This is a genomic window from Lancefieldella sp. (assembly GCF_057237245.1).
Map to the genome: position 1 here is coordinate 151,071 of NZ_DBHHJM010000001.1, position 20,947 is coordinate 172,017.

Consider the following 20,947-nt stretch of genomic DNA (forward strand, 5'->3'; position numbering starts at 1 on the left):
CTTCTCGCCGTATGATTCATCATGAGTGAAACTATTTTTACGGCTTGGAGGCCACCATGCCCCTGAATGATTCACCTGATAGAAGACAAGGCTCCTACGGAGATCCTGCAATGCGTCGTCGTTCTCCACAAAATGGCCGTCCTTCTCATGATGGCGGTTTTTCTGATAGGCAGGCAAGACGTCGCAAGAGAAATACCCTTGGTTCGCAGGCCATTCTCTTTAAGAGACAATCTCTACTACATCGCATTGATTCTCGTACGAGAACCTATATTGTCATTGGTCTAGCGGTTATTGCAGCACTTTTACTGGTCTTTATTGTGTCGAGCTGCGTGCGCGGTTGCGCTAAAGAATCTACTCCAGAGGTAGAGGCCAACTCCGTTGATTCTCGTGTTGCTGTGGGAACTTCAGAGGAGCTGACTAAAGCCCTGGCAGCCAAGCTAGATCAGAACAAAAACCTTGCCTGGATTGCAGAACACGCTGATAGATACAGCGACAAAAGCCTCATTGAGCTGGCACTTGCCCACTCTGAAGCTATTGATTTTGTTGCAAACTATCCCGATTCTGACGGCAAAGCCAAAACCTACGACGATTCAATTACCAAAGGTACAGCTCCACAGCTCTATACTTGGGACTCCAGGTGGGGCGGCGTCTCATATGCTGGTTCTGTAATTGCCACCAAGGGCTCTGGTCCCACTGCCCTTTCTATGGCTTACATGGGTCTTACCGGAAAGAACAACTGGACTCCAGCAGATATTGCGGGTGCCATTGAAACCGCTAAAGCAACGGACACCGACTCTGGAATGAACAGATCATTTCTCGAGAAGAACTTAGCAAACCTTGGTCTTACCGCTGATAGCTACAGCATTTCTGCCGACAATATCACCACGCTTCTAGACGCCGAAACCTTCCTGCTTGTTGAGGTTAAGGGCAATAAGCTGAGCTCGGATGGCGCTCACTGGATCCTGGTAACCAGCAAAAACGATGATGGCACGGTAAACGTTCACGACCCTCTGTCCCCCGAGGTAAGCTCACGTCCATGGGCCGCAGAGACTATTGCTGGCGCTGCAAACGCCCTGTACACCGTGACGGTAAAGGCTGCAGAGTAGCTGCTAAGGCCACTCATTTGGTGTCTGCTTGACACTTACTTGATGCTATAAGATTCTGTAAATTGAGTCCCGCATTTAAGAGTGCGGGACTTTTTCGTGCAGCTGGATGCCCTTATAGAGAACACGTAAAAACCCAGCATCCACAAAAAGTGAATGCTGGGCTGGACGGGTTTCTCGCCAAAAGATTGTGCGGAGAAAGACGTTTTAGAAAAAGCAGATTATGAAAGCACCTGCTGAGCAGCCTCGCTAAGCTCCGCAATGCGAGCCTCGGCCTCTTCGCGGGTAGCACCGTTGGCAAAGAGGTAGGCTTTGACCTTAGGCTCAGTGCCCGATGGACGGAAGATAACCTTGTTATCTCCCTCAAGCCTGTACTCAATAACGTTAGAAGCTGGCAGCGTCTGAGGAGCCTCTTTCTGAAGGCCCGAAACGCGAGGCATTTCTGCGCACTCAGCGTAGTCAGTTACACCAACAACCTTGTAATTGCCCACCATTTCCAGTGGATTCTTACGAAGACTGCTCATAATCTGAGCCATCTTTGCAGCGCCCTCGGCACCTGGGTAAGCAGCGTTGACAACGCCATTGAGGTAGTAGCCATAGCGCTGGTACAGGGCATCCATTGCCTCGTAGAGGTCCATGTTGCGAGCGGCGTACCAAGAAGCCATCTCAACACAGAGCATGGTAGCGACAATAGCGTCCTTATCGCGAGCATGTGTACCAACAAGATAGCCGTAGGACTCCTCAAAGCCCATGAGGAAGCGATCCTCCTCACCGGCATCCTTGAGCTGGTCAATTTGGTCGCCAATGTACTTGAAGCCCGTGAGCACGCGGCGCATCTCAAAGCCGCGCGCACGTGCCAAGACGTCGGGCATAGCAGAAGATACGATGGTGGAAACAGCTACCTTATCCTGGGGTTTCTCGCCACGCTCTTCAGCCATGGTAAGGAGCCAGTCCATAAGCAGGACGCCCATCTCGTTGCCGGAAAGCAGCACGTAATCGCCGTTATGTGGGATTGCAGTACCCATACGGTCGGCATCTGGGTCAGTTGCAACCAGGAGATTTGGCTTTACCTTGTCAGCAAGCTTGAGGCCCAACTCAAGTGCCTCGCGGAACTCTGGATTTGGATAGGAGCATGTGGGGAAGTTTCCGTCTGGCTCTGCCTGCTCTGGAACAACGTCAACGTCATTGACGCCAATCTCCTTGAGGATGCGCGTGACGCACTCCATACCCGTGCCGTTAAGCGGCGTATACACAACCTTGTAGCCGTCGGCAGCCTTAAATCCTGGAATAGAAACGCGCTTGATAGCCTCAATAAAGTTGTCCAGGACCTCTTCTGGAGTCCAAACAATCAGACCCTTCTCCAGGCCTTCTTCAAAGTCCATAGGCTTGACGTCAAAGGGGTTAACACGCGCGATATTTGCGGAAATCTCAGCCGCTGCCTCATCCGTAATCTGGCCGCCGTTATCGTTATATACCTTGTAGCCGTTGTAAGGCGCAGGGTTGTGACTTGCAGTAAGCACGATACCTGCGGAAGTCTTGAGGTAGCGGACGGCAAACGAGAGCGTTGGAACAGGCTCAATACGTGGGTAGACATATACACGGATTCCATTAGCTGCCAAAACACCGGCTGCAACCTTCTGGAAGTCCTCGCCCTTAAGGCGAGAATCCCTTGCAAGAGCCACCGTAGGATTCTGGTAGTGAGCGTTGAGATAATCCGCAAGACCCTGGGTTGCCTGAGCAACAACGTAGACGTTCATGCGATTAGTGCCCACGCCAATGGTGCCGCGCAAACCAGCAGTACCAAAAGCAAGCGAACGATAAAATGCGTCGTAGAGCTTATCTTCTGCTTCTGGTTTAGCAAGCTCACCGAGCTCTTCTACCAGGTCTTCTTCGGTGACGTTTGCACGCCAGGACTCAAATGCTTCCATAACTTTTGCATCCATAATGACTCCCAAACCTCAAACAGCTCTCTGTATTTCTTAATAAAAGATACTACGCGTATTTTAAGCGAAAAATAACAGATGATTTGGGACATTATGTATGAACTTCCGCTCTTCGGTGAGTGGAGGGTGGTGCGGGCTGCAGACGCGCTGCTCACAGCCACGCACGACCGAGAGGGCTCAAGGGAGCTCGCGCAGCCGAGCACCAACGGGCTCTTGTCCGAGAGCGACCCACGGGTTCTTGATGTATTTTCTTTTCCCCAACCATTTGGCGAGAAAAACATGGGAAAATGTTGCACTAGTATGTATTCAATTCCTACGGGCGAAAGGTGTCCCGATGTCTCAAGAACTTGAGTTCTTTGCAACATGTCCAAAAGGCTTTGAGAAGCTTCTTGCACAGGAGCTAGACGGCCTGCGCATCAAAAAGGTGCGCCCTCTTGGCGGACAGGTTGCATTTTACGGCTCACTTGCCGATGCTTACCGCGTCTGTTTATGGTCTCGCCTTACGTCTCGCGTCATTTTAGTGCTTGATCGCGTTGGCGCTGCAACTTCAGACGCTCTCTACGAAGACCTCTCCCACATTGCTTGGGAAGACCATATTGGTCCACATGCCACCATTGCAGTCAGTGCTCACGGCACAAATGACCAGCTCAGAAACACCAACTTCATTGCTGTCAGAACAAAAGACGCTATTGTAGACCGACTTGCAGCAAAGCGCGGAAGCCGTCCTATGGTCAACACGCTTGCGCCTGACGTAACTATTGTCGTGCGCGTATCACGCAACCGTGCCACGGTTGGCATTGACCTTGCTGGTGAGGCGCTCTTTAAGCGCAGTCTGACTGGCGGTCGAGGGCCGGCACGTGAGTTTGCGCCGCTCAGGCTAGACTACGCCGCTGCCCTTCTGTACCTGCAGGCGCAAACTGCTGCGAGTGCATCGCTCTTCTCGCCAGATGTGCCGCTGCCGGCGCTGCTGTTCCCGGGAGCAGGCGCGCTTGCACAGGAGGCAGCGGGCATGGCGCTGGACGTGGCGCCGGGCATTCTGCGCGCTCGCTGGGGCATGACGGGATGGGCTGGCCACGACGACGATGCCTGGCAGGATTTGCTTGCCGAGGCCGATGAACGTGCCGAGAAGGGCCAAGAGCGCCAGGTCACACTCTATGCAGCGGACCCTCGCCCAAAGGCCAAGGAGGCTGTGCTTTATACGCTTCGTGCAGGCGGTCTCAAGGCTGACGTGCAGTTCTTGGCAGCTTCTGAGCTGCTAAAACATGCAGAGCACTTCACGGGCATTGTTGCCGATCTCTCGTGGACCAAAGAAGAGCCTACACTTCAGGGCTCTGCTTACTCCACGCTTGGACTTTTTGCGGGGCAGGCAAGCACACTTCTTACCAGCGATACAAATACCGATACGGTACTCAAAGCAACTCCATCGCAGACACTTTCTGTCTACGTGGGCAACTCCATTGCCACCATGCGCTCCTACCCTGCCGCAATCGCTGAAGAAGTCGAAGCCGGTGCGTCTGATGCACCAGCAAGCAACTCTGAGTCAACCTCGGTTCCTGCAGGTCCCACTGTCATGGTTAACAATCAGCCGGTAAGCGTACTGGTTCCTGTATCCGATCAATTTGCCGCACGCCTTGCTAAGGTGGCCAAGCAACGCGCTAAGTGGGCTCGTAAAAACGACGTCTCGTGCTACCGCGTCTATGACGCTGACCTGCCCGATTACGCCGTCAGCATTGACATCTACAAGGGTGCCACAAAGCCAACTACCTGGCTGCAAATCTCTGAGTACGCTGCATCTAAAGAGATTGATCCAGACCTCGCAAAACGCCGCCTCCTAGACGTCCTAGCTTTGGCTCCTCGCATTCTAGGCGTACCTAGCTCAAACGTAAATCTACGAACAAGAACGCGTGCAAAGGGTGGCTCTCAGTACTCTGACGAGGGCAGCGCAGCCGACAACTCCAGAAAAGAAATGCTGCTCATCGATGAGGGCGGCCTACTCTTTGAGGTCAACTTTGCATCCAGACTGGACTGTGGAATCTTCCTAGACCACCGCGATACGCGCGCAGAGATTCGCGAGCTCATGAAAAGCGCCGGACCTGCTAAGAGCTTCCTCAATCTCTTTGCCTATACAGGTACCGCTACCTGCTACGCAGCAGATGGTGGTGCACTTCACTCCACAACCGTTGACCTCTCCAAGCCTTCGCTTGAGTGGGCCAAGCGCAACATGAAGCGCAACGGTTTTGACGGAGAGGAGCACGAGTTTGTCCAGGCAGACGTCCTGTCTTGGATTACCGAGATGCGTCACACCAAAAACCGCTGGAACGTCATCTTCTGCGACGTCCCCACCTTCTCTAACTCATCGCGCATGAGGCAAAGCTCGTTTGATGTCCAGAGAGATCACGCTGAGCTTATCATTGGCATTTCTCGCCTTCTGACTCGCGGCGGCGTTGCCATCTTCTCGTGCAACCTGCGTACGTTCAAACCAGATGTCGAGAAAATCCAGCGAGCTGGCGTCGAAATTGAAGACATAACAAGTGAAACTATTCCGGAGGACTTCTCAAGAAATCAGAAGATTCACCATGCATATAAAATCTCGAGAAAACCGCGGGAAAATGAGTAAATTTTTCCGCTTGCAGGCAAAATAAGTACGTTTGTACATTCGTCTAGTTATAACTAGGTATATGGACTAACATATGATGACGAACTGTACTAATCATCTGTTGAGAGGATTAATAGATGAATACAAGTAAAGCTGCATTTCATGCGCTTTTCTCTAAGAATAAAGCCAAGAAATCAACTGGCATTCCTCTAAGTGCCGGCATGGTACTTGTTACCCTTGGCATCGTCTACGGTGACATTGGCACTTCTCCAATGTACACCATGAAGGCAATTATTGCTGGTAACGGTGGTCTTCTTACCATGAGCACCGATGTTGTTTTGGGTGCTCTGTCCCTCATTATCTGGACGCTGACACTCATTACAACCGTTAAATACGTCATGGTTGCAATGAAGGCAGACAACCACAATGAGGGCGGAATCTTTGCGCTCTACAGTTTGGTTAAAAGGTGCGCCAAATGGCTGATTATTCCTGCCATGATTGGTGGCGCAGCTCTTCTTGCTGACGGTATTTTGACCCCAGCTGTTACGGTAACCACCGCTATTGAGGGTTTGCGTACTATTCCTGCAGCTCATGCTATTATTGGTGATAATCAGCACATTGTTGTCATGATTACCATCATCATCCTTTGCACCCTCTTTGCCTTACAGAAGGCAGGTACTTCTACCATTGGTAAGGCCTTTGGCCCTGTCATGACGCTTTGGTTCTTGTTCTTGGGTGCCATGGGTGTTATGAACATGTTTGCTGACATTAGCGTTGTTCGAGCTCTTAACCCAGTCCGCGGCATTCTGTTCCTCTTTGATGGCAAGCTCAATGCAGCTGGCCTCATGGTTTTAGGCAGTGTCTTCCTTTGTACCACTGGTGCAGAGGCACTTTATTCTGACATGGGTCACGTTGGCAAGAGCAACATTTACGTAAGCTGGCCTTTTGTTAAGGTCTGCTTGATTCTGAACTACCTTGGACAAGGCGCATGGATCATCACTAACCACACCAACGAGAGCTTCAACGCTATCAAAGACCTCAATCCTTTCTTTGAAATGCTTCCTGGTCAGCTTAGACCATTTGCCGTTATTCTCTCTGCTCTTGCTGCAATTATTGCCTCTCAGGCACTGATTACTGGCTCTTATTCCATTGTCTCTGAGGCAATTAAACTTGATCTTATGCCTCACATTAAGATTAGCTACCCTTCCACAACTAAGGGCCAGATTTACATTCCACTTGTAAACAACATCATGTGGGTTGGCTGCATTGGCGTTGTACTTCTCTTCCAGAGCTCTGAGCACATGGAAGCAGCGTACGGTCTTGCAATTACCGTTACCATGCTCATGACCTCAATCTTGCTCTACACCTACCTGGCCGTTATCAGAAAGCGCCTATGGGCGGCCATTCCATTCATTCTTTTCTTTGGTGCTATAGAGGCTATGTTCTTCTTCTCAAGCCTTACCAAGTTCTTCCACGGCGGCTACTTTACCGTTCTTATGGCTACCGCAATCTTTGTTGTCATGTTTGTCTGGCGTCGCGGTACCGCTGTTGAGAGGACGCAGAGCGTTTATCTCCCCGTAGATAAATACATTGACCAGCTCCGTAGCTTGAGCCACGATGCAGACTATACAACCCTCGCTGATAACCTGGTCTTCTTGACCAATGACTCTTCATTTGACAAGCTAGACCGAGATATTCTCTATTCCATCTTGGATAAGCGTCCAAAGCGTGCTAAGGCCTACTACTTTATTAACATCTCGCTGACAGACGATCCAAATACCCGTGAGTTTATCGTCAATGACTTTGGTACAGACTTCCTGTTCAAGATCACCCTGCGTCTTGGCTTTAGGGTAAACCAGCGTATTAACACCTATCTGTATCAGATTGTTGGTGACCTGATTAAGAACAATCAGCTTGCGCCACAAAATCACAAGTATTCCATCTACAAGGAGCACTCTGAGATTGGTGACTTTAGATTCTGTCTGCTGCGTAAGGTACTAGCTCCAGAGACTGACATCAACGGTTTTGACGCTCGTTGCCTTGAGCTTAAATACTTTATTCGTCGCATCTGCGGATCTCCTGCTCGCTGGTATGGTCTTGAGAACTCCAACATTGTCTTTGAGTACGTTCCTCTGTTCTCCAAGGTTAAGCGCGGGCAGAAGCTTACTCGTATCACGCTTGATGACGCAGCTCAGACGGGTTCTATGCCACTTGTTGAGGCTCCTATGAAAGAGCGTATTGCAGAGATTGAGGAAGACGAAGATATCTTTGCAGAAGCGCTGCACAAGGAGCGCGTTGAAAACGCAGCTACCGTTGCAGACTACGTTGGTGGCGATACCGCCAGCTTCCGTCCTCTTAAACTTGACGAAGAAGAGGTTGATGAAGATGTCTTTGAAGAGCAACATGACAGTAATCACTAAGCCTAGCGCGTAGTAGTTTTACTTCTCACAACAAAAGCCGACAGATTGTATCTGCCGGCTTTTTCTTTAACATCATATTGCAAGAAACCTCTAAAGCACTAATCCTTCAGCGCCAAGTGCTTACTCCCCCAGTGCCCACGTTAAGAATCGCGAGAAACCCGCCTGATCGTTAGTGAGTGTGATATAGGTTGCTGCCTCAAAATCTTCACGACGAGCGTTAGCAACTGCCGTGCCCAATCCCGCCGCAGAAAGCATGGCGACATCATTGAGCGAATCGCCAAAAGCTGCGGCGTTCTCTGTAGAGAGGCCAAGATAGTTGCAGAGCCACTGAAGCGCTGCGCCCTTTGAAGTGCCGTCGGCCAGGATTTCCATTCCCATACTCATGGAAGCTGTGCCGCTGAGTCCCTTTACCGAAGCTACAGCATCTGCTACAAGTGCCTGGTACTTCTCGCCTTCTGCAACAGACCAATAGGAACCAAGACGCTCAATGGTAGTTACACTATCAATAAACTCCTCAACGCTTTGGTCAAAGGGAGTACGCGAGCGTTGCATAAATGCCGCATGATCTGCGGGAATACCCAGCTGAGAGATAAGATTGTGCCTTGAGCGCTCCAGATAGACACCTCCGTCCGCAAAGATGTCAAAAGTCACAGGATAGTCCTTAAGCTTTTGATACAACTCAAGTGCCTGCTCTTTTGTCACTGTGGATTCGTGAAGCACGGTCTGAGTTGAAAGATCTCTGATAACGGCACCGTCACAAGAAACCACATACTTAGAAGCAGGATGATTCACAACCTCTTTTGGCAGCACGTTAAACGCGCGTCCAGAACAAGGAATAAAGGGAATATCTAGCTCAGCCAGGCGATCCAACATTGCCATATTTTTGGCATCAAGAGATTTATCAGTATGCAAAAACGTCTCATCCATATCGGAAAAGACAATATCTACTTTCAGATTTGATACATCTTGATTGAGCCAAGACTGCTTTTGAGCAATGAGTTCTTCAGTTGAAAGCTCTGACAAAACACTACCCCTTTAAGGACGATACATAAACGTGAAGACCTCTTCACGCTGCATGTTAACCTGTACACCAAGCTTTTCTGAGACGGTATCAAGACGCTCTTTGAGGCTCAAGAAAGACTCAGCATCCTGAAGTTCAACCAGCATGGTCATGGTAAAAATACCAGACAATATTGTCTGAGCAATATCAAGGATATTTGCGTTTGACTCAGCCAACGTGGAAGAAATTGCCGCAACAATTCCAGGAGCGTCGCTGCCCAAAACAGTGACAACAGCGCGATTAGCGGATGTTTCTGAAGCCATAATTTCCCATCTCTTGAACGGATGGGTTAATTATAAGCTACGCTTTTCCAATTTCTACGCCATAGCGCGAACTAAACACCTTTTGAATCTCATCAACAGTACAGTTAAGTGCCGTAATAAGCTCGTAAAGACCGCGATTACTGGCCATCTTAAAAATTCTCTCGTGAGAAACAGGTGGTTTCTTGTTGAGCGAACGCGCCTTATCAATACGAGCTCTAAACGTTTTAGCAATACTAAAGGAGTCTTTACAAGAACCTTCTCTAATAGCGTGTCTAAAATGAGATTCCTCAAGCGACGCATTATGAATATGGAACGTAATAAGCTCAATTTGAGGATAGGTATCAACAAGATTCATGGCCTCGTCGTGCGTCATAAGATCACGAAGCCTGAACTCTTGATTAAGAGGAAATACAATCTGAACAGGGTGTTTTTGCCCAATAGGAGACAAAACGTAGGCCGGAGTAGGCTCCGAAACTACATTTTCAACAAGACATACGCCCTGACCTGGGTGAACGCAAAACTCGCCAACAGCTCGCATAACACCACTCCTCTCGGATAACAATAGTATACCATGAGAAGTGTGTTTTAAGGCAATGACCTGCAACTTTATAACTTGTCGCAGGTCATTCAATAACATAACAATATTTTATATAAGGAATCTAATCAATCATTGTGATGGACTCAATGACTGGTTGCTCTGAAGCAGGGATGGTTCCATTTGAATCGGTTGGAGTTACGCCTTTACAAATTGCATCGACAACGTCCATTCCACTTGTTACCGTGCCAAATGCAGCGTAATTTCCATTCAGAGTTGAGTTGTCTGCCTGCATGATAAAGAACTGTGAGCTTGCAGAGTTTGGATCTTGGGCGCGTGCCATGGAAATAGTTCCACGTGTATGCGAGATGTTATTCTCGACACCGTTTTTGGTAAACTCGCCCTTGATTTTATTCTCGGATCCACCCGAGCCATTGCCCTTAGGATCTCCACCTTGAATCATGAAGCCGTCAATAATGCGATGGAACGTAAGGCCATTATAGAAGCCTGACTCGGCAAGATGCGCAAAATTGGAAACCGTAATAGGCGCAACGTTTGCGTTAAGAGTTGCCTCGATAGTGCCGTAATCCTTCACCACAATACGAACATGGTGAATGCCCTTTGCATACGGGTCATCCGCTGCTACAGAATCAATGTAGCCCTTGTTTTGTGAGCTCTGAGACTGCGTCTGTTGCGTTTGTTGCGTTTGTTGCGTCTGTTGCGTCTGCTGTGATTGCGAGCTTGCTTGTGACTGAGGCTTATCAGCACCCCTCATAAGAGAGAAGAATATTGCTCCTACCGCAAGCACAACAATAACAACAACACCATACAGTCGGCGGTTCTTTGTTTGAAACACGCTATGCCCTCCTCTTTAAGCAGACGCGCACGAAACAATCCAAGACACCAAATTGGCAGTTGCATTGCCTGTTCTCTCGGCAAGAACGTGGCCCTTATCCCAAACAAGCGTGTAATCAACACTGCTCGCGCCCGAGAAATGCTTTAGAGACAGGCCCAAATTGAACGAGGTGCAAATTGAAGTATCAGTATTCTGAGCGCCCTCATTAATACGCCAATAAGGAGCAACCGATGCTGTCTGATAGCCTTTGTAAGATGCGCTGGTAAAGTACAGTGGATTGAACATATCAACACGAGTTGGAATGTCATTCTCCAGCGTATCAGCCTTATTCAGATCAGAAGTCCAATCATTAGCGTAGCTAGACTTCCAATCGGCAAGCTTCATGTAAGTATCAAGGTTCTTTTTAATGAGGTCAGCAGTCTGCTCATCAAAATGCAGCGTACTTTGCTCGCCAACACCAAAAAGCTGATTAGCGCGGGTGCTTCTATCGGGAGCATCAAAAGCTCCAACCGGAAGCGACGCGCCTCTTAAAGCTCGCGAGAAACCCCTAAAATTCTCAAGCTCAACGCTCTGACGACGAAGGTTATATACAACCCAAATAGATTCTGAGTTCAGAGAGCCAAAATAGTGCTCAGCAGTATCGTAGATAGTAGATTGAACCTGCTGAGTAGCAGGAGCTGCATTATCTGTACCACGAACCGTTGCGAGATTTGGGTCACCTGGGAACGTAGGCTCTTCCAGTCGCTGAGGTGTAGAGGTATAAGGGAATGCGTTGTCTCTGACAAAGTTATTCGCAGAAGTCTTAAGCTCGTTGATAAGAAGGTCTGCATATGATCCAGCGGTATAGACGCCAGAGTTAGTCTCATCAAGACTGACCTTGCTGTCATTGCTGTCGAGAAGATCCATGTTGTTGACAAATGAAGCATATGCACCAGCAAGATCTTGCGAGAGAGGTTGGGTCCATACACCCTCAGCACGAGAGTCTGTTGCATCTGCATACTGACCAGCTGACCACTCATACGCTGCGTCTGCAAGGTCGTATGAAGTTGCAGGACACCATGAAGCGCTGCCGTAAATAGAGTCTGAAAGTTGCTCGCCCTTCTCACTATGTGTAGCAGCGCCAACAGCCTTAAGATATGGCGTATAGAGCGGAGAGTCTCCCGAGGTTCCCAGCACCGCGCTGAGGCCGCCACCAGCTGCAAAGCCAAACACAAAAATCTTTGATGTATTGCATGGGAGTAGCTCGTTGTTGTAGCGCAAATACCTGATAGCAGCCTTAAAGTCTACTGCTGGCCAAGGAGAGCCGCCTGCGTAAAGCTCGTCCGAGCCTGTAGTTGAATCGTAACCCGCACTTCTGCCGCGGAAACCTGCGTATACGTACACACAACCAGCCTCAAGGTACGGTGCAAGGCCTTCGTATGAGTAACTTGTAGGAGCGCTCTGAGGGGCGAGCGTTGCTGTGTTAATAGGCATGACGATTGGCGCGGTACTTGCGGTGAAGCTGCCTACAACGGCCTTCTCGCTCACTTCGCACTCGTACGTAGAGCCCTTCTTGGTTCCCGAAAAATACTTTCCAGGTACAAAGACCGAGAGAGTGTTTACCGACTTGCTTGCAGGCTTAGTGCAGTACTGAATGCCCAGCTGATAGTAGCAGTCGTTATCCTCGTCATAGCTCCACTGGGTCATGTCCAGCTTGAGTGACTTGAACTCTTCAAGGTCCACGTTAGATGCAGGCTGATTCGTATCCTCAGACGTCCTTGCCTGTGGAGTACATGCAGCCAAGGTACCTGCAGCTCCCAAAGCAGAAAGGGACAAGAATTCTTTTCTCGTAAAGGCCATAATTTCCCCTCGAATAGTTTATTCAGTGGAGGCAGCAACGACCGCTGACCTAATTCAAGCTAGACAATCTATTGTACCAATTTGCAAACGTGTATGCTTAAGAGCAAGCGTTTAGAGAAACGAGTTAGCATGCCAAAAGTTGTCAATTTCTTTGACCTCATTCATCTCAATGAAAGGCTTGCTCAGCAGGGCCTTTTGAGCAAAATCCACCTGCGTGACACATGTGGTAAGCAAACTCTCTGGATAGAACTCCCCTCTGGCGAGAAAGCCGATGAGCGCGAGAAAATCGACGGTCAAGAGCTTGAGAAAACAAAGGAGCAAATTGAGGCGTTTTTTGCAATAAAGGGCATGACCGTTGAATTTGACCTCACTGGCGGAAAAAATTTCTGGATTGTATAAATTGCCCGCTTGACGAAGCGCTTGAGTCTGTTATAGTAAATAAGCTTTTCGAAGCACCATTGGCTGGGTAGCTCAGTTGGTAGAGCAGGGGACTGAAAATCCCCGTGTCAGGGGTTCGATTCCCTTCCCCGCCACCATTTTAACGCTCAGGTTGATACCATCTTGGTGTCAACCTTTTTTGTTATCTGAGGCTTGTGTCTTACGAGTGTCTTACGAGTGAGCGTTTGTGCTAGTGGATATATAAACGGTTACTTCTGTATAAAAACGATAAAAGTGTTGCACTAGCAATGAGAATTCAAGCGTGAGTATTACCATTGCAACCCAACTTCTATTGATAAAAGCCTATTGCTGTCCATGCATAATAAAATAAACCATACTTCCAACTATATATAATGCGCCAATAAACGCGAATGAGAGTGTGATAATCTGCAACAAAAAGGAATCAGAAAACAGCATAATCAACACGGAATAGATAAGCGTTACCGCTGCCATAATACATATACCAATACCTGCTCTTTTTGTAAACTCTTTCCTGTATTTTAAGGGAATCAAAATAATATTATACCTATGTACTAGGAAGGGATTTTTAGTTTTTATCAGCACATAGCCAATGTACAAAAAGCAAAGGCTAATAATACCTATCGCTATGCTTCTGTAAATATTAGCACCCATGTATATTCAACCCTTCAAAGTTTGGATTCACTCCTGGAATTACGATAACCTAAAAACCTGCAATTGCGGTTACAGCCAACAGAATATTTTGACCAATCGCATAATTCACGTCATAGACAACATCAGCTTGAACATCTCTAGAATTGCTCGATTCAATCCTATTGATGTACTCAAATGTGGGCTTAGAATACTCTAGTTTTTTCATAGTTGGCTCCCTTAATATCGTTGTCTAGTAAATGAATGTTATTGCCATCTATCAAATCTACCTCTATGTCACATCCTTGGTTTATATTCCCAATCATTAGGGATTGAACTGCCTCCCATTTCTTATGTCCAAGAAATGGGAGGCAGTTCTTAAAAGATGTGCCTCTTTTAAGAAGCACATCCTACACAAGGTCTCTTATGTTAAACATGAACTAAAGCTATCGATACGTACGCAACGCTTCGATAAGTTCGGAAGCTTCTATACCTAAGGCTTCGGCAAAAGAAAAAACTTCTCCGAGTTTAACGCCACGCTCGCCTGATTCAACCTTTGATATGAATGCTTGATCTCCAGCAAGGTGCTCAGCAACCGCCTCTTGAGTAAGACGTTGCTTCTTTCGCAAATCGCGAAGACACTGGCCCACTAATCTGTTAGATATCTGCTCCATAAATGCAGCGTAAAACTATCAACTCAAATATGCCAAAATCGCATATTTTCTTAAAAAAGAAATTCTCCCCGACAAGTTCACGGGGAGAATTAAAACCTTTAAACGTAGCTTCTTGTGATGTTTATTGAAGCGCTTATGGCATTAGAAGCCACCACCGCCGCCTCCGCCGCCGAAGCCGCCACCGCCGCCTCCGGAGAAGCCGCCACCAAAACCGCCGCCAGAACTTGAATTAGAAGAAGCGAGCGCTGCCGTGGAGACAGAATGAGCAGCTGTAACACTCTTGGTTACGCTCTCAATTGCATTGGTTCGCATGCCATTTCCATAGTAATACCAGCTATAAACAGGCATAAACTGAGGATCTTTGAGCATCTCTGGCATTGCAACTTTCAGCTGCTCGATAACCTTATCCGCAACACCAAGCGCAACTGCCATAACCAGAAGCCTATTCCAAAGAATGACGTCAGTAGGGATTGCTTCATGTAGATTGGTGAACTCAGTAAGCCACTTTCTTAGCGCACGAGTCTTAGCAAGCGTCTCAACACCCTCTCTGTTCATCAAATCAAACGAGCCAATGTTTACAAGTGCAACAAGACCGGCAATGACAAGAATGAACAGATGTAGTAGTAGATTGGCAAATGAAACATCAGCCATAACACCCATGAAGAATGCAGCAGCTGCAACAAGAACATCAACAGCAATCAGAGCACCAAGAATTCCCTTACCGTGGAATGGAATCTTATTTGTTCCATACTTAGCAGCATAGCTAAGCTTGATGGAGCTCTCCCAAGACTCATATGCCTTATTAAAATCTTCTGGATGTGATGAAGCATATTTGCCAATTTGCTTCATAGTAACAGTGGTGTTTACCGCTCCAGATTCTCCGGCCTTATCAAAGATTAACCTCATTGCCATGATATCAATCTTATTTGACAGTGAACTGCCAGGGTAGAAAGGCTGCTGGCTTTCTGAAAGGTCTTGAACCTTTGTAAGACAGTAATCAGACTTCTCCATACCAAGGAAGTTTGTACTAACCGTCTTATTCAAGCTAATGTACTTTGAATCCGAAAGGTGCATAAGGGTTGCTGTCAGAGCGTCTCCCTTAATCAGCTCACCGTTGTAAAGCATAGAAAGAACTGCCGGGTGATCATTAGATGGAACATCTCTGTAGTAAAGGTCATTAAACTGAGGAGCCATTACCTTTTTGTATTGAATACGCAGCAAGATTGCTGCTACAACGGTGATAGCTGCAAGTACTAATGGCGCATAAAGAATAAGAGCTACCTGAGTTTTTGCAACATCACGCTTGTGATTTGCTTCATCCGCCCACGCTTGTTCCTCAGACAAGATGCTGCTCAGTTTATTCTGCTGAATAGGAGCTAGCCCAGAAACCCAATCGCTTGGGAATGTAATACGAGCTTCCGCAAATTCATCAGTTCCTACACCAGGAACTTTGTAGACAACTGCATTGTTGGTAATTTCAACATTTGCATCTAGTGGACCATGTCCCCAGGCGCGAACAGTATCTCCGGCAACTATAGACTGTCCTGATGGGACAGGAAGATGAATAGTAGCAGTGACATTTCGAGACTCAGAATCCCAGCCATCAGATACAAACTTCCAGTACAACTCCGCGGTATCCGACCAGTTTGTTACAACATTAGTAATGTCATACTCGATAGTGATATGTGCTGACTCATCATCATGCGCTGAATAAATCTTTAAGTTCAACATGTTGTTTGATTGAGTTGGAACATAATACTCATCTGAGCTGGAATTATTTCCACTAGAGTCTTTACTATAAATCTGACGAGTTCCTTGCCTATCCTGAACCTTAACTGAAGTAATGTTTACTTCAACGTTCTGTCCATTGTATTTATTCTTTCCAACTGGAAGATTCCAATAGACACCATGAAAACTACCATTGAAATAGAACGTACGAGTTTCTACGACATGCAACGTTCCGTCTTTTTGAACCGTCGCATCAATATTTACCGTATCTATTGAAAGGTCGCGCGCAAATGCTCTTGCAGGCGTAATTAAAAACGCAACAGCCAAAAGCATTATGCAAAGCGCAATCTTTACAAACTGGCTCTTTTTAGAAGAGCGAAGCGAGACTTTATACATGGAAACTCCTTTATGTTACTTTCGCAACTCTTCTTAAAGGATACCACGTACTGTTTAATCTGCTGGTGAATATGAGTTATCCAGTTCAAACAAAGCAGGTGGCAGGCCTTTATCCCACTCCTCTCCTACTTCCTCAGAAAGCAAATACTCATCAGTTTCTATAAAGGGAAGGTTGGCAATTCTTTTATTTCTTGATACTTCGAGATTGCATACAAGTGAGCTTGGACCGCTGAAGTCTAGAAGGCACCCGTAACAAATTCTCATGTCCTGAAACAGCTTTTCTCCGCATCTGGGGCAAATTTTTACGGAGTAGTTTTCTATAGCCATAGCGACTCCTTCTTTCAACGTTGCTTTCTTCAGTACTTATTTCTTGAATGAGCACTTTCTGACCAACCTCAAACCATGGGAAATCATCAACTGATGGTCTTTCAAATGTGCAATAAGCACCCGCGCAGCTATGAATTTGTTTAGGATGTACTCGTCTCCGAATTTTTAAAATTTCTCCGTGATCGTCTGCAAATGCGATATCAATCGGATACGTCATTCCAAAAGTATGAACTGAAGAGCACCTTAGAAGTAAGACTGGAGGAGCTGTTATCTCGGTACCCAAAAGACCGACGAACTTTTCGAAGCCTCCTTGTAACAATTCAAAAATTTGCTCTGAATTAGGGACTTCTTCTATCGAAACCTGTACATTCATTTTCAAATCACAACTCCCGACTTATAGGGACTAACAACAATTGAAGTTGTATGGGTGAGGTACAGAGGAGACTCTAATGACACTAAGGGGAGACGCACAGTATGTGGCCAAGGTCTGTACTTTAGAGTTGCTTGATATTTAGGAAAAACAGAGACCATATTCCCAATCCCCTCCTTTTCTCCCTCCATGGAGACGACAATGTCGCAATTGTCATCACATTTAAGAGCAGTTTTTATTTTCTGAGTTAAGTTTTCTAGCGTTCCTCCATCCGTGGAATGACTGGAAGAAATTCCATGAGCAATGATTTGATCTGCCGCAACACGATCAAACTTTGAGCACATATCTGCAAACTTAAATAAATTGATTGCAATTAGAGCAACCACTAATACAACCGGAAGTACCAATGCAGTCTCAACAAACATTTGCCCTTTTTGGCAACAAAGAAATTTCATTTTTCTCATATGCCACCAAAAACTTTCTTAACATCAATTTCTAAAGGAATCTCAATATCAATGACAGGAATGGTCAGCTTTGCAATTGTGATTTTGTCAGGCAAATACTGGAGAGAAAACGCACCAAGTGAACGAGCTAAAGCAATTGGATCTGATGTATTAGGTATTTTCTGAACTAGTTCACGAATCGTTGATTCTTTCTCAAAGCCAGCTTGTTTCAAAACACTTTCTGTATTAACAAGAACAGGCTTCATTTGTCTTAAATCACTTGGCTCTAATCCAGCGTCAATAACTATTTGTTTCAAAGCACTCTGTAATTTGGAGCCGACACTTCCACCTGTTATTCCGTCAACGTTATCAAGAAATTCCGACAGCTTAGAAGACCAAGAAGTTACACCATCCCCATATGAGATTAAAAGAGATCCCCACAAGCTCATTACCTTATCTATGGTCTGTCCAATAAACCCTCCCCTCCTTTCAACCTGATCAAAAAAGCTTGAAAGAACGTTGTTTGTAGAAGAGCTGTCTGGAGCAAGCGTTGCTCCGGATATTGCATATCCTTCTGGGAGAAAAACTGACTGCTCAAGTGTTCCTAAACTTCCTTGAAATTCTGGAGATGAACCTCCTCTTCTCACAAATGAAATACATCCCCAAGCTCCTGGAGGACATAATCTGGGCCTAGCAACCTTTAGGGCATCAAGTGCTTTTTGAAATATTCCAGTTGATTTATCTGCAGCTTCAGACAACTTTTTTCGCAAATCTTTTATTTGCTGACGTGATGATTCATAAACTTCAGACTCTTCGACTACGATTTTCCAGTAATACTCAAACCCGTTATCAATATTTGTCGAAGCAGAAGCCACTCTTCCCACATCGCTGCTCGTAAAATGACAATGTTGACACTCATGAACCGCTCCAGAATCTAAATCTTGTAGCGATGCAAATCCCGCGTTTTCTCCTGTTGCTCCTGGACAAGACCTATGAGCATGAATGGTTTTCTCGCCATTTTCATAGGTGCAAGGCCAAATAGGCTTTAGATACAGGTCTGTTTTCTTTGTCTCTTCTAAATTATGTGGTAATCGAGGCAAATTCATTTCAACCTCACCATCAGCTGTTTCTTTATAAAATCCTTTAGAAAGTTCCGTAAACGCAAAGTTGTAAAACGCTTTTCGTATAGCAGAATCACGTAATTCTTCTGCAGTGCTTCCATTGACAATTTCTTGATCATATCGAGCTCTGTAATATGCTCTAGCTCGCTTTAAAGCGATACCGAACGTCCAAGAAGTTGGCGACGGGATAGATGGATTTGTATCCCCAGAAAGACCAGCAAGATGCTCCGCTCTCTCACGCATAGAATACGGACCTCCACCACAGTCTGCCTCCCACGCCCTCCGTTTAGATGACTCTGCCCTACTCTGTAACTCTTCAATTTCTTTTGCTATCTGCTGTAATAGCTCGCTCTGTTCTTTTAATTCATCTGACGAAACGTCGCTATTTAAATGTCCAAAATCAGATTGTGACTGAGCGGGAAATAAAAGAGCTGATCCCACGAAGTTACCCGCATCAGTAGAGTTCTTTTGTATACAAGAGCTCGCCGCCATTGCTGCAAAAACTGGAAGCATTTTTTCAGTTTCCTCTAAGCCTTCACAAGCTGAAGTAGCAAATTTTTTACGCGCTTCAAGTGTCTTAAAACCTGCATCACACAATTTAGAACCCGCTGAAGCTAAACCTGGAACACATGAAGCAACCAATCCGGCTCCAACACATAACAATCCTGATAACCCAAGACTCAAAATGCTTGCATCAATTACCTGCGCAATAGTTGTGTATTTAGCTACGACATTTTCTCCTGCCATAGAAGCCGCATCTGCTATTGACTGAGTTTTGTATGCTCTCGATGAAACCCAAGCGACCGATACCAGTGCGAATACAAGCGCTAGACATACTAAAAGCGCACTTGCAAAAGCGATTGACGTAATACCGCCTTTATCGTCTATAAACATGGAAAGTCCAAGCTTTATTCTCTTATGTTTATCCTTTCCAAAAGGCAATCCAATCCGCATAAGAACCCTCAATCCAATCTGGATACGTACTAGCAGATAAACTTGAATGCAAGACAATCCCTTGGTTATCCGTCTGACCTGCAAGGAATAAACACCAGCCTATTGGCGGCATCGCTGCCACATGACCCGTAATTTCAATCAAGACATCGTTTTCTTTTTTATCAATAGAGATATTCCAGTCCTCATCTCCACCCTTATGAAATAGAGGTATCTCTGGTATAGCCTTAAGTCTGCGTTTGATATAGGACTCTATTAACTCAGTGTCAGAAGACGTTGTTGCTACTCTTAATCCTTCTGCACAGGCTCCATCCATAACTGTCTTTGTATAGAGAATGCAAACAGGTTCTACAAGCAATGCAATAATCATCAGAATAACGGGAAATAACAGCGCAGCTTCTACTGACGCTTGACCAGCATTCTGTTTAAAACGAGAGAACATCTTTGGCTAAATCTAAAAGAGAGTCATGCATAGTATGTGAAGCAGCTTGAGTAGCCAGTTGAACAACTGCTCCATTTTGCACAAAGTGATATATCACACCAAGAGACGTAATGACAATTAAGCACGAAAATAAAACTAGAGCATATTCAAGCGTTGCTTGTCCTTGTGTATTCTTAACACCTAGTTTGATTGCTCTAATAGATTCTTCGCATCTTGAGTGGATATGTGACATGTTGAGACCCTCCTTATCTCTCCTTGATCAGAAACAGTCACAAGTTCTGACCAATTTCCACCATTAACTAAACAGCCCCATACATTGCCGGCTATGTCTAAATATCCGGAATAAACAAGCACACAATCAGCTCTTTGCTGATAGCCCTCTAAAATACTCTGGGCTTCGTTTTGAATAGTTTCTTTACTATCTCTTTGCACGGAATTCTGTTTAAACAAATCTTCTGCCGCTGCGTATGAGATTGGCTGTTCATTGGCTTTTTTGTCGTCTCTATTTTCATGAGTCTGCACATAGTCTGAGCTCGTATTTGATGAATGATCCTGTTTTCTTGGTAATACGAAAAGTGCAGCAAATAGCAAACATACAGTGACAATAATGAACACAGAATAAGCAGCAGTACTCTTTCTGCTCATAGAGAATTAATTCCCGATGTAATTGCTTCCCAAAGCTCAGAAATTTTACCTTTAAAAGCAATGATTGCGACAATCGCAATAACTACAAGTACGCCAACTAAAATTGCATACTCTGTAGTTCCCTGTCCAGATTCATCCTCTTTTAAGCCTTGTAAATACCTAAAAAATTGATAGAAGAACATCATCGG

General features: G+C 46.1%; 20 protein-coding genes and 1 tRNA gene. 5 read left to right on the plus strand and 16 right to left on the minus strand.

Annotation, left to right across the window (positions count from 1 at the left end; genetic code table 11):
* Positions 1 to 56: 56 nt before the first annotated feature.
* A complete protein-coding gene (locus ACO5GU_RS00745; RefSeq protein ID WP_484929621.1) occupies positions 57 to 1,106 on the plus strand; it encodes a hypothetical protein in 1,050 nt (349 codons plus the stop codon).
* Between the two features lie 218 nt (positions 1,107 to 1,324).
* On the opposite strand, the gene ACO5GU_RS00750 is transcribed toward ACO5GU_RS00745, so the two are convergent.
* Positions 1,325 to 3,046, minus strand: coding sequence for a phospho-sugar mutase (locus tag ACO5GU_RS00750; RefSeq protein ID WP_484876830.1), 1,722 nt, complete (start codon positions 3,044 to 3,046; stop codon positions 1,325 to 1,327).
* A 334-nt stretch (positions 3,047 to 3,380) separates the two neighbouring features.
* Here ACO5GU_RS00750 and rlmKL point away from each other — a divergent pair, with 334 nt between their 5' ends.
* Together rlmKL and ACO5GU_RS00760 are read left to right on the plus strand one after the other, a co-directional pair.
* On the plus strand, positions 3,381 to 5,663 hold the full coding sequence (gene rlmKL, locus ACO5GU_RS00755) for a bifunctional 23S rRNA (guanine(2069)-N(7))-methyltransferase RlmK/23S rRNA (guanine(2445)-N(2))-methyltransferase RlmL (RefSeq protein WP_484929622.1): 2,283 nt from the start codon (positions 3,381 to 3,383) through the stop codon (positions 5,661 to 5,663).
* A 116-nt stretch (positions 5,664 to 5,779) separates the two neighbouring features.
* Positions 5,780 to 8,062, plus strand: a complete 2,283-nt coding sequence (locus tag ACO5GU_RS00760) for a KUP/HAK/KT family potassium transporter (RefSeq protein ID WP_484929624.1) — start codon at positions 5,780 to 5,782, stop codon at positions 8,060 to 8,062.
* 120 nt (positions 8,063 to 8,182) lie between these two features.
* Here the strand turns inward: ACO5GU_RS00760 and ACO5GU_RS00765 are convergent, their stop codons facing one another.
* The 5 genes from ACO5GU_RS00765 to ACO5GU_RS00785 all read right to left on the minus strand — a co-directional run bounded on the left by ACO5GU_RS00765 (position 8,183) and on the right by ACO5GU_RS00785 (position 12,615).
* On the minus strand, positions 8,183 to 9,085 hold the full coding sequence (locus ACO5GU_RS00765) for an HAD-IIB family hydrolase (protein WP_484929625.1): 903 nt from the start codon (positions 9,083 to 9,085) through the stop codon (positions 8,183 to 8,185).
* 12 nt (positions 9,086 to 9,097) lie between these two features.
* A complete protein-coding gene (locus tag ACO5GU_RS00770; protein ID WP_484804835.1) occupies positions 9,098 to 9,385 on the minus strand; it encodes an ACT domain-containing protein in 288 nt (95 codons plus the stop codon).
* A 37-nt stretch (positions 9,386 to 9,422) separates the two neighbouring features.
* On the minus strand, positions 9,423 to 9,923 hold the full coding sequence (locus ACO5GU_RS00775) for a hypothetical protein (protein ID WP_035434733.1): 501 nt from the start codon (positions 9,921 to 9,923) through the stop codon (positions 9,423 to 9,425).
* A gap of 121 nt (positions 9,924 to 10,044) precedes the next feature.
* A complete protein-coding gene (locus tag ACO5GU_RS00780) occupies positions 10,045 to 10,776 on the minus strand; it encodes a peptidylprolyl isomerase (RefSeq protein ID WP_484929627.1) in 732 nt (243 codons plus the stop codon).
* 15 nt (positions 10,777 to 10,791) lie between these two features.
* The gene (locus ACO5GU_RS00785; RefSeq protein ID WP_484929629.1) at positions 10,792 to 12,615 is read right to left on the minus strand and encodes a subtype A tannase; all 1,824 of its coding nucleotides are present in this window, start codon (positions 12,613 to 12,615) and stop codon (positions 10,792 to 10,794) included.
* Between the two features lie 129 nt (positions 12,616 to 12,744).
* Between ACO5GU_RS00785 and ACO5GU_RS00790 the strand changes: the two genes are divergently transcribed.
* Positions 12,745 to 13,014, plus strand: coding sequence for an RDAC family protein (locus ACO5GU_RS00790; RefSeq protein ID WP_484809580.1), 270 nt, complete (start codon positions 12,745 to 12,747; stop codon positions 13,012 to 13,014).
* A 61-nt stretch (positions 13,015 to 13,075) separates the two neighbouring features.
* Positions 13,076 to 13,151 (plus strand) — tRNA-Phe (locus tag ACO5GU_RS00795).
* Between the two features lie 205 nt (positions 13,152 to 13,356).
* Here the strand turns inward: ACO5GU_RS00795 and ACO5GU_RS00800 are convergent.
* The 10 genes from ACO5GU_RS00800 to ACO5GU_RS00845 all read right to left on the minus strand — a co-directional run bounded on the left by ACO5GU_RS00800 (position 13,357) and on the right by ACO5GU_RS00845 (position 20,944).
* A complete protein-coding gene (locus tag ACO5GU_RS00800; protein WP_035434742.1) occupies positions 13,357 to 13,686 on the minus strand; it encodes a hypothetical protein in 330 nt (109 codons plus the stop codon).
* A gap of 49 nt (positions 13,687 to 13,735) precedes the next feature.
* Positions 13,736 to 13,891 carry a hypothetical protein gene (locus ACO5GU_RS00805; RefSeq protein ID WP_156924060.1) on the minus strand — a complete coding sequence of 52 codons (156 nt, stop codon included), beginning with the start codon at positions 13,889 to 13,891 and terminating at the stop codon, positions 13,736 to 13,738.
* 217 nt (positions 13,892 to 14,108) lie between these two features.
* Positions 14,109 to 14,336 (minus strand): helix-turn-helix domain-containing protein, encoded by a 228-nt coding sequence (locus ACO5GU_RS00810; protein ID WP_035427876.1) that lies wholly within the window; start codon positions 14,334 to 14,336, stop codon positions 14,109 to 14,111.
* 141 nt (positions 14,337 to 14,477) lie between these two features.
* Positions 14,478 to 16,460 carry a DUF2207 domain-containing protein gene (locus ACO5GU_RS00815; RefSeq protein WP_484929632.1) on the minus strand — a complete coding sequence of 661 codons (1,983 nt, stop codon included), beginning with the start codon at positions 16,458 to 16,460 and terminating at the stop codon, positions 14,478 to 14,480.
* 54 nt (positions 16,461 to 16,514) lie between these two features.
* The gene (locus tag ACO5GU_RS00820) at positions 16,515 to 16,805 is read right to left on the minus strand and encodes a YgiT-type zinc finger protein (protein WP_286127905.1); all 291 of its coding nucleotides are present in this window, start codon (positions 16,803 to 16,805) and stop codon (positions 16,515 to 16,517) included.
* A gap of 357 nt (positions 16,806 to 17,162) precedes the next feature.
* Positions 17,163 to 17,621 (minus strand): hypothetical protein, encoded by a 459-nt coding sequence (locus ACO5GU_RS00825; protein WP_051479300.1) that lies wholly within the window; start codon positions 17,619 to 17,621, stop codon positions 17,163 to 17,165.
* Positions 17,618 to 19,675, minus strand: a complete 2,058-nt coding sequence (locus ACO5GU_RS00830) for a hypothetical protein (protein WP_484854806.1) — start codon at positions 19,673 to 19,675, stop codon at positions 17,618 to 17,620. The genes ACO5GU_RS00825 and ACO5GU_RS00830 overlap by 4 nt, the downstream gene beginning before the upstream one ends.
* Positions 19,644 to 20,114 carry a TadE/TadG family type IV pilus assembly protein gene (locus tag ACO5GU_RS00835; RefSeq protein WP_035432409.1) on the minus strand — a complete coding sequence of 157 codons (471 nt, stop codon included), beginning with the start codon at positions 20,112 to 20,114 and terminating at the stop codon, positions 19,644 to 19,646. Before ACO5GU_RS00835 ends, ACO5GU_RS00830 begins: the two co-directional genes overlap by 32 nt.
* 180 nt (positions 20,115 to 20,294) lie before the next feature.
* Complete coding sequence (locus ACO5GU_RS00840; protein ID WP_484905342.1) at positions 20,295 to 20,759, minus strand: hypothetical protein; 465 nt, start codon at positions 20,757 to 20,759, stop codon at positions 20,295 to 20,297.
* Positions 20,756 to 20,944 carry a Flp family type IVb pilin gene (locus tag ACO5GU_RS00845; RefSeq protein ID WP_051485255.1) on the minus strand — a complete coding sequence of 63 codons (189 nt, stop codon included), beginning with the start codon at positions 20,942 to 20,944 and terminating at the stop codon, positions 20,756 to 20,758. Before ACO5GU_RS00845 ends, ACO5GU_RS00840 begins: the two co-directional genes overlap by 4 nt.
* Positions 20,945 to 20,947: the final 3 nt, after the last annotated feature.

Coding starts and splice junctions, on each gene's coding strand:
- ACO5GU_RS00800 (WP_035434742.1), bottom strand. CDS start 13,686: ATGGGTGCTAATATTTACAGAAGCATAGCGATAGGTATTATTAGCCTT.
- ACO5GU_RS00770 (WP_484804835.1), bottom strand. CDS start 9,385: ATGGCTTCAGAAACATCCGCTAATCGCGCTGTTGTCACTGTTTTGGGC.
- ACO5GU_RS00790 (WP_484809580.1), top strand. CDS start 12,745: ATGCCAAAAGTTGTCAATTTCTTTGACCTCATTCATCTCAATGAAAGG.
- ACO5GU_RS00745 (WP_484929621.1), top strand. CDS start 57: ATGCCCCTGAATGATTCACCTGATAGAAGACAAGGCTCCTACGGAGAT.
- ACO5GU_RS00810 (WP_035427876.1), bottom strand. CDS start 14,336: ATGGAGCAGATATCTAACAGATTAGTGGGCCAGTGTCTTCGCGATTTG.
- ACO5GU_RS00815 (WP_484929632.1), bottom strand. CDS start 16,460: ATGTATAAAGTCTCGCTTCGCTCTTCTAAAAAGAGCCAGTTTGTAAAG.
- ACO5GU_RS00830 (WP_484854806.1), bottom strand. CDS start 19,675: ATGCGGATTGGATTGCCTTTTGGAAAGGATAAACATAAGAGAATAAAG.
- rlmKL (WP_484929622.1), top strand. CDS start 3,381: ATGTCTCAAGAACTTGAGTTCTTTGCAACATGTCCAAAAGGCTTTGAG.
- ACO5GU_RS00805 (WP_156924060.1), bottom strand. CDS start 13,891: ATGAAAAAACTAGAGTATTCTAAGCCCACATTTGAGTACATCAATAGG.
- ACO5GU_RS00775 (WP_035434733.1), bottom strand. CDS start 9,923: ATGCGAGCTGTTGGCGAGTTTTGCGTTCACCCAGGTCAGGGCGTATGT.
- ACO5GU_RS00825 (WP_051479300.1), bottom strand. CDS start 17,621: ATGAGAAAAATGAAATTTCTTTGTTGCCAAAAAGGGCAAATGTTTGTT.
- ACO5GU_RS00760 (WP_484929624.1), top strand. CDS start 5,780: ATGAATACAAGTAAAGCTGCATTTCATGCGCTTTTCTCTAAGAATAAA.
- ACO5GU_RS00840 (WP_484905342.1), bottom strand. CDS start 20,759: ATGAGCAGAAAGAGTACTGCTGCTTATTCTGTGTTCATTATTGTCACT.
- ACO5GU_RS00785 (WP_484929629.1), bottom strand. CDS start 12,615: ATGGCCTTTACGAGAAAAGAATTCTTGTCCCTTTCTGCTTTGGGAGCT.
- ACO5GU_RS00835 (WP_035432409.1), bottom strand. CDS start 20,114: ATGTTCTCTCGTTTTAAACAGAATGCTGGTCAAGCGTCAGTAGAAGCT.
- ACO5GU_RS00845 (WP_051485255.1), bottom strand. CDS start 20,944: ATGATGTTCTTCTATCAATTTTTTAGGTATTTACAAGGCTTAAAAGAG.
- ACO5GU_RS00750 (WP_484876830.1), bottom strand. CDS start 3,046: ATGGATGCAAAAGTTATGGAAGCATTTGAGTCCTGGCGTGCAAACGTC.